General features: G+C 72.4%; 12 protein-coding genes. 9 read left to right on the top strand and 3 right to left on the bottom strand.

The window, feature by feature from the left end; all coding sequences use genetic code 11:
- From CA984_RS46700 to CA984_RS38145, 4 genes are all read left to right on the top strand, one after another.
- Positions 1 to 331 (top strand): hypothetical protein (locus CA984_RS46700; RefSeq protein ID WP_165781560.1); only part of this gene is annotated, 331 nt, incomplete at its 5' end.
- A gap of 209 nt (positions 332 to 540) precedes the next feature.
- Complete coding sequence (locus tag CA984_RS38135) at positions 541 to 861, top strand: hypothetical protein (protein WP_133061900.1); 321 nt, start codon at positions 541 to 543, stop codon at positions 859 to 861.
- A gap of 161 nt (positions 862 to 1,022) precedes the next feature.
- The gene (locus CA984_RS38140; RefSeq protein WP_086578252.1) at positions 1,023 to 1,385 is read left to right on the top strand and encodes a TraR/DksA family transcriptional regulator; all 363 of its coding nucleotides are present in this window, start codon (positions 1,023 to 1,025) and stop codon (positions 1,383 to 1,385) included.
- Positions 1,386 to 1,654: 269 nt separating this feature from the next.
- Positions 1,655 to 1,987 (top strand): TraR/DksA family transcriptional regulator, encoded by a 333-nt coding sequence (locus tag CA984_RS38145; RefSeq protein WP_086578253.1) that lies wholly within the window; start codon positions 1,655 to 1,657, stop codon positions 1,985 to 1,987.
- Positions 1,988 to 2,055: 68 nt separating this feature from the next.
- On the opposite strand, the gene CA984_RS38150 is transcribed toward CA984_RS38145, so the two are convergent.
- Positions 2,056 to 2,655: an SACE_7040 family transcriptional regulator gene (locus CA984_RS38150; RefSeq protein ID WP_086578254.1), complete on the bottom strand. Its 600-nt coding sequence runs from the start codon at positions 2,653 to 2,655 to the stop codon at positions 2,056 to 2,058.
- Between the two features lie 89 nt (positions 2,656 to 2,744).
- Between CA984_RS38150 and CA984_RS38155 the strand changes: the two genes are divergently transcribed.
- The 4 genes from CA984_RS38155 to CA984_RS38170 all read left to right on the top strand — a co-directional run bounded on the left by CA984_RS38155 (position 2,745) and on the right by CA984_RS38170 (position 8,529).
- Positions 2,745 to 4,313, top strand: coding sequence for a carboxyl transferase domain-containing protein (locus tag CA984_RS38155; RefSeq protein WP_086578255.1), 1,569 nt, complete (start codon positions 2,745 to 2,747; stop codon positions 4,311 to 4,313).
- A gap of 55 nt (positions 4,314 to 4,368) precedes the next feature.
- Positions 4,369 to 6,336, top strand: coding sequence for an acetyl/propionyl/methylcrotonyl-CoA carboxylase subunit alpha (locus CA984_RS38160; RefSeq protein ID WP_165781561.1), 1,968 nt, complete (start codon positions 4,369 to 4,371; stop codon positions 6,334 to 6,336).
- Positions 6,337 to 6,421: 85 nt separating this feature from the next.
- A complete protein-coding gene (locus CA984_RS38165) occupies positions 6,422 to 7,369 on the top strand; it encodes a hydroxymethylglutaryl-CoA lyase (protein WP_086578257.1) in 948 nt (315 codons plus the stop codon).
- 2 nt (positions 7,370 to 7,371) lie between these two features.
- A complete protein-coding gene (locus CA984_RS38170; RefSeq protein ID WP_207621190.1) occupies positions 7,372 to 8,529 on the top strand; it encodes an acyl-CoA dehydrogenase family protein in 1,158 nt (385 codons plus the stop codon).
- 108 nt (positions 8,530 to 8,637) lie between these two features.
- Here CA984_RS38170 and CA984_RS38175 read toward each other — a convergent pair whose 3' ends face one another.
- Together CA984_RS38175 and CA984_RS38180 are read right to left on the bottom strand one after the other, a co-directional pair.
- The gene (locus tag CA984_RS38175; protein WP_086578260.1) at positions 8,638 to 9,222 is read right to left on the bottom strand and encodes a nucleosidase; all 585 of its coding nucleotides are present in this window, start codon (positions 9,220 to 9,222) and stop codon (positions 8,638 to 8,640) included.
- A gap of 61 nt (positions 9,223 to 9,283) precedes the next feature.
- A complete protein-coding gene (locus tag CA984_RS38180; protein ID WP_086578259.1) occupies positions 9,284 to 10,273 on the bottom strand; it encodes an LLM class flavin-dependent oxidoreductase in 990 nt (329 codons plus the stop codon).
- A 219-nt stretch (positions 10,274 to 10,492) separates the two neighbouring features.
- Between CA984_RS38180 and CA984_RS38185 the strand changes: the two genes are divergently transcribed.
- A partial coding sequence (locus tag CA984_RS38185; protein WP_207621191.1) for a glycoside hydrolase family 6 protein occupies positions 10,493 to 11,476 on the top strand: 984 nt, incomplete at its 3' end.

The raw sequence follows: 11,476 nt of genomic DNA on the forward strand, positions 1-11,476 counted from the left end.
CCCGGGGCCCGAGCAGTCGCCCGCCGCACCCGCCGTCCAGCCGGCCCAGCTGCCGGCCGTCGCCATCGGGTCCGTCTCGATCGGCCCCGTCACCTGGAAGGACATCCAGGTGGGCGGCCTGTGCCCGCCCACGTCGCCGTGCGCGACGGTCAACTGCGGTCCGGGCCGCATCTGCGTGCCCTCCCCCAAGCAGTGCGTCACCACGCCGTGCCCTCAGTACGACTGCGTGTCGCTGGTGCYGCTGCCCATACAGCCGGCCCCGGCCTCTCGAATTCACCGGCCGATGGCGGGGGCCCCTTCCGCGGGCGACCCCGCCCCCCTGCCCATGTGACTTTTCCCTCAGGCTCACACCCTCCGCGCGGCCACCGGGAGTCGCGGAGGCGGTCCCCGTCACGTGGGCGAGGCGCCGGGCCGGGGCGCGTGAGAGGGACGGGGGAATCCGGGCCGTCGCGTGGAGTGCCCTTTCGCGGGGGGTGGGCTATGGTCGAGATGATGAGGGAACCGCGGTGGGTCACACCCAGGCCCACTGCCGCAGCGGCCGTGGTGGGCCTTGTTCTCGCGGTCCTGCTGTCGGCCGTGGCCCCTTCCTCGTGGTCCGGCGGATGGCGTCCCGCCGACGCCGACACCAGCCTCTGGATTCCCCAGACCGCCGGCGCGCACCCGTCGACCGCGCCGAGGCTCGTCCCGGGCGGTACGGAGCACCTGCCGACGGTGGGGCAGCTCCGCCATCTCCTCGGCGTGAGCGCCGTGGCGGTGGCCTCCGTCCTCGTGCTGCTGGCCTGGCTGAACGCGGGCCCGGCGGCCAACCCCCGGCGCGGTGTCCAGCGGATCGTCACCCTGCGTAGCCCACCGCCTTCCTAGACTCCCTTCCCCTTTCCGATCTCCGCAGGGCCGTGGGCCCGGCAGGAGATCCCCGGGTCATGCGCCGCCGTACGCCCGCGCGTGCCCGAGATCCGGCTTTCACCCCGGCGGGCCGTCACCGGCCCGTGCCGCGGTGAGTCATTCAAGGAGTCGATGTCGTCATGGGTGACATCAGATCGGCAAGCAGGCTGCTGGAGGAGTACCGGCGGCACACCGCGCAGCTGGAGGAGCTGCGCGTCCTACTGCACGAGAGGCTCGCCGCCGCGCGGGCGGAGCTGGACTCCCTCACCGAGTGTGACCAGGTGCCGGGACCCGCGACGGCGGACGGGCCGGTCCCGCTCGCCTGGAGGCGTGCCGAGCGCGCCAGGAAGGCCGTCGCCGAGATCGAGGCGGCGATCGAACGGCTGGACTTCGGGCTCTACGGCACCTGCCTGCGGTGCGGGGCGTTCATCGCGCTGGAACGGCTGCGCCGCGCCCCCCACGCCCGGCACTGCGCCGTCTGCGGGCACACCGCGCGGCGCTGACACGGGCGCGCCCCGGCCTGCCCGCGCCACAGCCCGTGGCCGGTTCAGACAGTTTCGAGTCGAGTCGAGTCGGTTCGGTTCGGGCTGACTCGTACCGGTTCATATCGCCCTGGGCCGGGACGGGACGGGTCTCATCGGGCCGGGACCCCGTCCGGCCGGAGCGGTCCCGGCCTCCGGGCCGATCCGCCGCTGCCGCCGTGCCGCCGCCCGGCCCGCCTTCCCCCACCTCACTTTCCGCATGCCCCATTTCCCGAAAGGACCACAGCATCATGTCCGTCGACACCCACCTCAGCAGCGTCCAGCTCGACACCGTCCGCGAGGAACTGGAGGGTCAGCTGTTCCGCTGGACCAGGCAGCTGGCCGACCTGGAGACCGCGGTGAACGACGACGCGGTGGAGGTCTCGACGAAGTCGGGGATCCTCGCCGACATCGTCTCCGCCGAGCGGAACCTCGCCGTCGTGCGCCAGGCACTCCAGGACGTCACCGACCTGACCTACGGCCGTTGTGACGGCTGCGGGCTGGCGATCCCCTTCGAGCGGCTGAAGGCCCGTCCTCTCGCCCGCTTCTGCATGCTGTGCCAGCGCCGTCACGAGACCCGCTGAGACCGGGGCGCCCGTGGCCGCCGGGGAGGCGGCCACGGGCGCCCGAGGCCGGTGAATGTTAAAGCTCCCTAACTCTGGACGCTGGCGAGCGCCGCGCGGGCCATGCGCCGCAGCAGCTCCGCCATCGCCTCCGGTTCGAGCTCGCCCGCACTGTGCGGGGTGGAGTTGAGCAGGCCGAAGACGGCGTGGGTCACGGCGCGCAGGCGTGGCGGGGGGCAGCCCGGGTAGAGCTCGCTCAGCACGGTGACCCACTCCTCGACGTAGAGCCGCTGCAGGCGGCGGATCTGCCGACGGGCGGGCTCGGGGACGTTGCCGAGCTCGCGGTCGTGCACGGTGATCAGCGCGGGATGGCTGAGCGCGAACTCGATCTGGCCGGTGAGCAGCGCGTCCAGGGCATGCTCGGCGTCCGGGGCCTTGGTCACGCGGTTGGCCGCCGAGGTGTGCAGACGCTCGCTGACGTCCAGCAGCATCTCCGCCAGCAGGGCCTCCTTGCCGCTGAAGTGCCGGTAGAGGGCGGGGCCCGAGGTGCCGACCGCGCCGCCGATGTCCTCGATGGAGGTGCCGTGGAAGCCGCGCGCCGCGAACAGCGCGGCGGCCGCCTCCAGGATCTCCGCGCGCCGTGACCCGCGGCCGCGGGTGAGTGGCTGGGCAGTCGTCACACCTTGCATGGTAGACGGTGAGGTTAATGATGACTAACATCGGTAGCGGAGTTAGTAACCGTTAACCCACGGCGACGGAGCCGGACAAGGGGGCTCGCATGAGTGGCTGGCCGGTGCTGCGAAGCGCCTGCGATCCAGGTGGCGAGGGATTCAAGGGCAACGCGGAGGTCAACGAGCGCCTGGCCGCGGACCTGAGAGAGCGGCTCGCGGTCGCCGGGCTGGGCGGTCCGGAGAGATCCCGGGCCAGACACGTGTCACGCGGCAAGCTGCTGCCCCGCGACCGGGTGGACACCCTGCTCGACCCGGGCTCACGCTTCCTGGAGCTCTCCCAGCTCGCCGCCACCGGGCTCTACGGCGACGAGGCCCCCGCAGCCGGGATCATCACCGGAGTGGGCCGCGTCTCCGGCCGCGAATGCGTGGTCGTCGCCAACGACGCCACGGTCAAGGGCGGCACCTACTACCCCGTCACGGTCAAGAAGCACCTGCGGGCCCAGGAGGTCGCCCTCCACAACAACCTGCCGTGCGTCTACCTCGTCGACTCCGGCGGCGCGTTCCTGCCCAAGCAGGACGAGGTCTTCCCCGACCGCGAGCACTTCGGCCGCATCTTCTACAACCAGGCCACCATGTCGGCGCGCGGCATCCCGCAGATCGCCGCGGTGCTCGGCTCCTGCACGGCGGGCGGCGCCTACGTCCCGGCGATGAGCGACGAGGCGGTGATCGTCCGCAACCAGGGCACGATCTTCCTCGGCGGCCCGCCGCTGGTGAAGGCGGCGACCGGGGAGGAGGTCACCGCCGAGGAACTGGGCGGCGGCGACCTGCACGCCCGCGTCAGCGGCGTCACCGACCACCTCGCCGAGGACGACCCGCACGCGCTCAGGATCGTCCGCGACATCGTGGCCACCCTCGCCCCGCGCCCCCCGTCCCCGTGGGAGCGCGTCCCCGCCGAGGAGCCRGCGCACGACCCGCGCGACCTCTACGGGATCGTCCCCGCCGACACCCGCACGCCGTACGACGTGCGTGAGATCATCGCCCGGATCGTGGACGGCAGCCGGTTCCTGGAGTTCAAGGCCGAGTACGGCGCCACGCTCGTCACCGGCTTCGCCCACATCCACGGCCACCCGGTCGGGATCATCGCCAACAACGGCATCCTGTTCGGCGAGTCCGCGCTCAAGGGCGCGCACTTCATCGAGCTGTGCGACCGCCGCGCCGTGCCGCTGGTGTTCCTGCAGAACATCAGCGGGTTCATGGTCGGCAAGGCGTACGAGGCCGGCGGCATCGCCAAACACGGCGCCAAGATGGTCACCGCCGTCGCATGCGCCCGGGTGCCCAAGTTCACCGTGGTCGTCGGCGGCTCGTTCGGCGCGGGCAACTACGCGATGGCCGGGCGCGCCTACTCGCCCCGGTTCCTGTGGATGTGGCCCAACGCGCGTATCTCGGTGATGGGCGGCGAGCAGGCCGCGAACGTGCTCTCCACGGTCGGCAACGCCGACCCCGACGCCATCCGCAGGCAGTACGAGGACCAGGGCAACCCCTACTACTCCACCGCCCGCCTGTGGGACGACGGCGTCATCGACCCTCTCGACACCCGCACCGTCCTCGGCCTGGCCCTGTCCGCCTCGGCCAACGCCCCTCTCGAACCCGTCGGCTACGGCGTCTTCCGGATGTGACCGCACCCATGACTCACCCACCCGCTCCTCAGCCGCCTCGCGGGGGCCGCTCATGATGTTCCACACTGTTCTCATCGCCAACCGGGGCGAGATCGCCCTCCGGATCATCCGCACGCTCAGGAAACTGGGCATCCGCTCCGTCGCCGTGCACAGCGACGCCGACGCCGGCGCGCGGCACGTCCGCGAGGCCGACATCGCCGTACGGCTCGGCGGCGGCTACCTCGACATCGACCGGATCCTGGACGCCGCCGCGGCGACCGGAGCGCAGGCCGTGCATCCGGGATACGGATTCCTGGCGGAGAACGCCGCCTTCGCGCGGCGGTGCGCCGAGGCCGGGCTGGTGTTCGTCGGCCCGCCGCCGGAGGCCATCGAGGCCATGGGCGACAAGATCCGCGCCAAGGCCACCGTCTCGGCGGCCGGGGTGCCCGTCGTCCCCGGAGGCGCCGAACCCGGCGACGACCTGGTCGCCGCCGCCGAGCGGGTCGGTTTCCCGGCGCTGATCAAACCCTCGGCGGGGGGCGGCGGCAAGGGCATGGTGCTGGTGCGCGCGGCCGCGGAGCTGCCGGACGCGCTGGAGTCCGCCCGCCGTACGGCGTCCGCCGCGTTCGGTGACGCGACCCTGCTGATCGAGCGGTTCGTGGAGAACCCCCGCCACATCGAGATCCAGGTGATGGCCGACACGCACGGCGGCGTCATCCACCTGGGCGAGCGCGAGTGCAGCCTCCAGCGCCGCCACCAGAAGATCATCGAGGAGGCCCCGTCCCCGTTGCTCGACGCCGCGACCCGGGCGAGCATGGGCGCGGCCGCGGTCGAGGCCGCCAGGTCCGTCGGCTACGTCGGAGCGGGGACGGTGGAGTTCATCGTCCAGGGAGCGACCGGCGACTACTACTTCATGGAGATGAACACCCGGCTCCAGGTCGAGCACCCGGTCACCGAGCTGGTCACCGGCCTGGACCTGGTCGAGCTCCAGCTCAGGGTGGCGGCCGGCGAGCCGCTCCCGCTCACCCAGGACGAGGTACGGCTGCGCGGCCACGCCGTCGAGGCCCGCGTCTACGCCGAGGACCCCTCCCGGGGCTTCCTGCCGACCGGCGGCCGGGTCCTCGCGCTGCACGAGCCCGACGACGTCCGGGTGGATTCCAGCCTGATGGCCGGCGGCGTGGTCGGCAGCGACTACGACCCGATGCTGTCCAAGGTCATCGCCTGGGGGCCGGACCGGACGAGCGCGCTGCGCCGGCTGGACGGGGCGCTCGCCGCGACGACCGTGCTGGGCGTGCCGACCAACATCGCCTTCCTGCGCGCGCTGGTCACCCACCCGGAGGTGGCCGCCGGAGATCTCGACACCGGCCTGGTCGAACGCCACCTCGACGCGCTGGTCTCCCGCGAGGCCGTCCCCGGCGACGTCCTGGCCACGGCGGCCCTGGTCCTGCACCACGAGCGCGTGCCCGTGACGCCGGCCGACCCGTGGGAGGTGCCCGACGGCTGGCGGCTGGGCGAGGCCGCCTGGACCACCTGGCGGCTGGAGAGCCGCGACGGCGTGACCGAGATCCGGGTGCGCGGCCTGCCCGGCGCGGGAGCCGAGGTGGCCCTGCCCGGAGACGACGCCCGGACGGCCCTGCCGGCGAGGCTGTCGGCCGACGGCAACGGCCTGCTGGTCACCCTCGGCGGAGCCCGGCGGCGCTACGCCGTCGCCCGGGACGGCGACACCGTCTGGATCGGCCGGGACGGCGACGCCTGGGCGCTCACCCGCCACCACCTGGGCGATCCCGGTGACCGGGCGGGCGCCGGCGGCGCCGGGGACGGGGTGGTCCGCAGCCCGATGCCCGGCACGGTCCTGGTGGTCAAGGTGAGCGTGGGGGAGCAGGTCGCCGAAGGGCAGCCGCTGCTCATCGTCGAGGCGATGAAGATGGAGCACACCGTGACCGCGCCGGTCGGCGGGGTCATCGCCGAGCTGCCGGTACGCACCGGCCAGGCGGTCGACATGGACGCCGTGCTGGCGGTCGTCCACCGGGACGGGGAGTCGTGATGCGCGAGCCGTACGGGATCCCGGCGGCGGGACGGGGAGTCGTGGCGGAGCGGCCGGGGGAGACCCCGGCGGGGCCGGAGGAGTCATGATGCGCGAGCCGTACCGGATTCCGGCGGCGGGGCTGCCGGAGCGGGTCACGATCTACGAGGTCGGGCCCAGGGACGGACTGCAGAACGAGTCGGCGATCGTCCCCGTCGAGGTCAAGGCCGAGTTCGTCGCCCGGCTGGCAGCCGCGGGGCACCGGGTGATCGAGACGACCAGCTTCGTGCACCCCACGTGGGTGCCCCAGCTGGCCGACGCCTCGGAGCTGCTGGCCGGCCTGGAGCGGGTCCCCGGCGTGCGCTACCCGGTGCTCGTGCCGAACCAACGGGGCCTCGACCGGGCGCTGGAGCACGGCGTCCGGGAGATCGCCGTCTTCGCCAGCGCCACCGAGAGCTTCGCCCGCAAGAACCTCAACCGGACGCTGGAGTCGCAGTTCGAGATGTTCGAACCGGTGGTCGCGCGGGCGCTGGACCACGGCCTCACGGTCAGGGCGTACGTGTCGATGTGCTTCGGCGACCCGTGGGAGGGGCCGACGCCGGTCGGGCAGGTGGTCGCGGTGGGCCGCAGGCTCCTCGACCTGGGCTGCTCCGAGCTGTCGCTCGGCGACACCGTCGGCGTCGGCACCCCCGGCCACGTGAGCGCGCTGATCGAGGCCTTCGGCGGCCCTTCCCGGCTCGCCGTGCACTTCCACGACACCTACGGCCAGGCGCTGGCCAACACCCTCGCCGCCCTCCAGGCGGGTGTGACCGTGGTGGACGCCTCCACCGGAGGGATCGGAGGCTGCCCGTACGCCGAGAGCGCCACCGGCAACCTCGCCACCGAGGACCTGGTGTGGATGCTGCACGGTCTCGGGGTCGAGACCGGGCTGAACCTCGAATCGCTGGTGGAGACCAGCACCTGGCTGGCCGCGAAGCTCGGCCGCCCCAGTCCCTCACGGGTCGTCCAGGCACTGGGAACGGCCCCGGCGACCGATCAAGACGTCAAGGAGTGACGATGCTCAAGCTCAACGACGAGTACGAGGACCTGCGCAAGACCGTCGAGGCGTTCGCCCGCGACGTGGTGGCCCCGGTGATCGGGGACCTCTACGAGCGTGAGGAGTTCCCCTACGACATCGTCCGGCAGATGGGTGCGATGGGCCTGTTCGGGCTGCCGATCCCCGAGGAGTACGGCGGCATGGGCGGCGACTACTTCGCCCTCTGCCTGGTCCTGGAGGAGCTGGCGAGGGTCGACTCCAGCGTCTCCATCACCGTGGAGGCCGCGGTGTCGCTGGGCGCGATGCCGATCTACCGGTTCGGCACGGCGGAGCAGCGCGCCACGTGGCTTCCCCGGCTGACGTCGGGCGAGATGCTGGGCGCGTTCGGCCTGACCGAGCCGGGCGGCGGCTCCGACGTGCCCGGGGGCATGCGGACCACGGCCGTGCTGGACGGGGACGAGTGGGTGATCAACGGCTCGAAGGCCTTCATCACCAACTCCGGCACCGACATCACCGGTGTCGTGGGCGTGGCCGCCATCACCGGCGAGCGCGCCGACGGCAAGAAGGAGATCTCCACGATCCTGGTCCCGTCCGGGACACCGGGCTTCACCGTCTCGAAGAAGTACTCCAAGGTCGGCTGGAACTGCTCCGACACCCGGGAGCTCTCCTTCACCGACTGCCGGGTCCCGGCGGAGAACCTGCTCGGCGAGCGGGGCCGCGGCTACGCGCAGTTCCTGCAGACCCTCGACGAGGGCCGCGTCGCGATCGCAGCCCTCTCGGTCGGCCTGGCCCAGGGCTGCGTGGACGAGTCCCTGCGCTACGTGCGCGAGCGCCAGGCCTTCGGCCACCCGATCGGCCACTACCAGGCCATCCAGTTCAAGATCGCCGACATGGAGGTCCGCACCCACACCGCCCGCCTGGCCTACTACCACGCGGCGGAGAGGATGCTGGCCGGCGAGCCGTTCAAGAAGGAGGCGGCCATCGCCAAGCTCGTCGCCGGCGACGCCGCCATGGACAACGCCCGCGACGCCACCCAGATCTTCGGCGGCTACGGGTTCATGAACGAATACCCCGTCGGCCGCTTCTACCGCGACGCCAAGATCCTGGAGATCGGCGAGGGCACCAGCGAGGTCCAGCGGATGCTGATCGCCCGCGAGCTGGGGCTGTCCGGGCTCTGAGGCGCGGGCACACCGGCCGGCGGAGGAGCCGGTCGGGCCCGTGCCGGCGGCGGGACGGGAGCCGGCCCGACTCGGAGACGATCCCGGGGCCGGGCCCGTTCCGTGGAGTCAGGGGTGCTGGGGCATGTGCAGGGCGGCCCAGTCGGCCAGGGCCCGGGCGCAGCCGGCCACCGACTCGCGCCAGCTCTTCGCCGCGCCTTCGCCCGCGTCGTCGCTGACGTGCTTGACAATGCGGAGCGGGACACCTGCCTGGGCCGCGGCCGTCGCCAGGGCGTAGCCCTCCATGTCGACCAGGTGGGCCCGGGCCGCGAGGCGTTCGCGCGCCGCCTCGTCGGCGATGAAGGCGTCGCCGGTCGCCAGGACCGGGCCGTCGTCGGCGTTCAGGGGCAGTGCCGCTCCGTAGGTCTCGCCGGTGAGGGTGCGCAGCAGATCGGTGTCGAGGTCGTGCTGGATCACGGAGCCGACGACGTGAGTGCCCGTCCATCCCGGGCGCAGTGCCCCTGCCGTTCCCAGATTGACGACATGGGAAGGGCGGGGTCCCCGGGCGAGGACACCGGCCAGCGCGACCGCCGCGTTGACTTTGCCCATGCCGGTGAACAGCACCGGTATGTCCGTGTCGAGGAACTGCGCTTCCTCCTTGACCGCGAGAACGAGCAGCGGGCGGCCGGCGATGATTCTCCCGACGAGTTCCATGGTCACACGGTAGATCCCCGGTCCGGTGGCTCCGGTGGCGGGGGGCGGGCGGACGCCCCCGTCAGGCGGGGACCAGCCCGCTGACGTCCGCCAGTAGCTCGTAGGAGCGCAGCCAGGCTTCGGTGTCCCTCGCCTGGGTGGCGACGATGAGCTCGTCGGCCTGGGCGTGCTCGGTGAAACGGTCGAGGTAGTCCCTCACCTCGGCCGGGGTGCCGACGGCGGTGTACGTGGTCATCCGCAGCACCTGCCGCCCGGCGGGCGACTGGAGGATCATGTCCGCCTCCTCCGGGGTGAACGTCCGGTCCTTGCCGAAGAACAGCTGCACCCTGGTGCGGCGCGCCGCCAGGAGCTGCTCCTGCGCCTCAGCGGTGGTGTCCGCGGCCATGACGTTGACCCCGGCGATGACATACGGCCGGTCGAGCTGCCGGGACGGCTTGAACTCGCGCCGGTAGAGGGCGACCGCCTCCTCCAGCGCGTCCGGGGCGAAGTGGGAGGCGATGGAGTACGGAAGTCCGAGCGCGGCGGCGAGCTTGGCCCCGAACAGCGAGGAGCCGAGGATGTACAGCGGTACGTCGGTGCCCTTTCCCGGCGTCGCGTCGACGCCGGGGATCCGGGACTCGCCCGTCAGGTATCCCTGCAGTTCCAGGACGTCCCGGGGGAAGTCGTCGGCGGACCTCGGGTCGCGGCGCAGGGCGCGCATGGTCTGCTGGTCGCTGCCCGGCGCCCGTCCGAGGCCCAGGTCGATGCGTCCCGGATGGAGCGTTTCGAGGGTCCCGAACTGTTCGGCGATGGTCAGCGGGGAATGGTTCGGGAGCATGACGCCGCCGGCCCCGAGGCGGATCGTCTCGGTCCGCGCGGCGATGTGTGCGATGAGCACGCTGGTGGCCGAGGACGCGATGGTGGCCATGTTGTGGTGCTCGGCGTACCAGATCCGCCGGTAGCCCCACTCTTCGGCGCGCCGGGCCAGGGACACGCTGGCGTCGAAGCTGTCGCGCGGCGTCTTGCCCTCGGGAATGTGCGCGAGGTCGAGGATGGACAGTGGAACGCTCATGGGCGACAGCCTTTCATCGCGGGAGGCGGCGACCGGCCGGGCCGGCCGGGAAGGTCGGGTCCGGGTGGAGCCGCGCTGTGAAACTTTCAGTGGTCGCAGACGGTGTCCGCACAGCTCAGAGATGATGCGAGTGAGCGGGCACCAGTTCGGACTATATGCAGGGATTGTCGCGCCGTTATTGTGGGAGCGCTCCCATATCCCCCTCGAAGGAGCCCCTCCATGCCAAGAAGATCGATTCTGGCCGCGCTCTGCGCGGCCCTGGTCGTCGCGACCGGCGCCGCGGTGTCCGCGGCCTCCGGAGCGTCCGCGGCCGACTCCCCCTTCTACGTCGACCCCGAGACCAACGCGGCCAAGTGGGTCGCGGCCAATCCGGGAGACTCCCGCACGCCGGTCATCCGCGACCGGATCGCCGCCGTCCCGCAGGCGCGCTGGTTCACCACGACCAACACCTCCGCGGTGCGAGGGCAGGTGTCGGCGTTCGTCGGCGCGGCCGCGAGCGAGGGCAAGACCCCCATCCTGGTCGTCTACAACATCCCCAACCGGGACTGCAGCGGCGCGAGCACGGGTGGCGCGCCCAACCACGCGGCCTACCGGCAGTGGGTCGACGAGCTCGCGGCCGGCCTGCAGGGACGTCCCGCGACGATCGTGCTGGAGCCCGACGTGCTCCCGATCATGACCAGCTGCATGAACTCCTCCCAGCAGCAGGAGACCAACGCCTCCATGGCGTACGCGGGCAGGAAGCTGAAGGCCGGATCGGCGTCGGCGAAGGTCTACTTCGACATCGGGCACTCGGGATGGCTGTCCGCCTCCGAGGCCGGGGCCCGGCTGAGGGCCGCGGATGTCGCCGGCAGCGCCGACGGCATCTCTCTCAACGTCTCCAACTACCGCTGGAGCTCCACCGAGGTGGCCTACGCCAAGAGCGTCATCTCCGCCAGCGGCGTCTCCCGGCTGCGCGCGGTGATCGACACCAGCCGCAACGGCAACGGCCCGCAGGGCGGCGAGTGGTGCGATCCGGGCGGCCGGGCGATCGGGACGCCGAGCACGACCGGCACCGGGGACCCGATGATCGACGCGTTCCTCTGGATCAAGCTGCCCGGCGAGGCCGACGGCTGTATCGCCGGCGCCGGGCAGTTCGTGCCGCAGCGGGCCTACGACCTGGCCGTCGCGGCCCCGCCGCCCACGCCCACCCCGACCGTGACTCCC

This window comes from Streptosporangium minutum (assembly GCF_002149035.1).
Taxonomy (GTDB): Bacteria; Actinomycetota; Actinomycetes; order Streptosporangiales; family Streptosporangiaceae; genus Streptosporangium; species Streptosporangium minutum.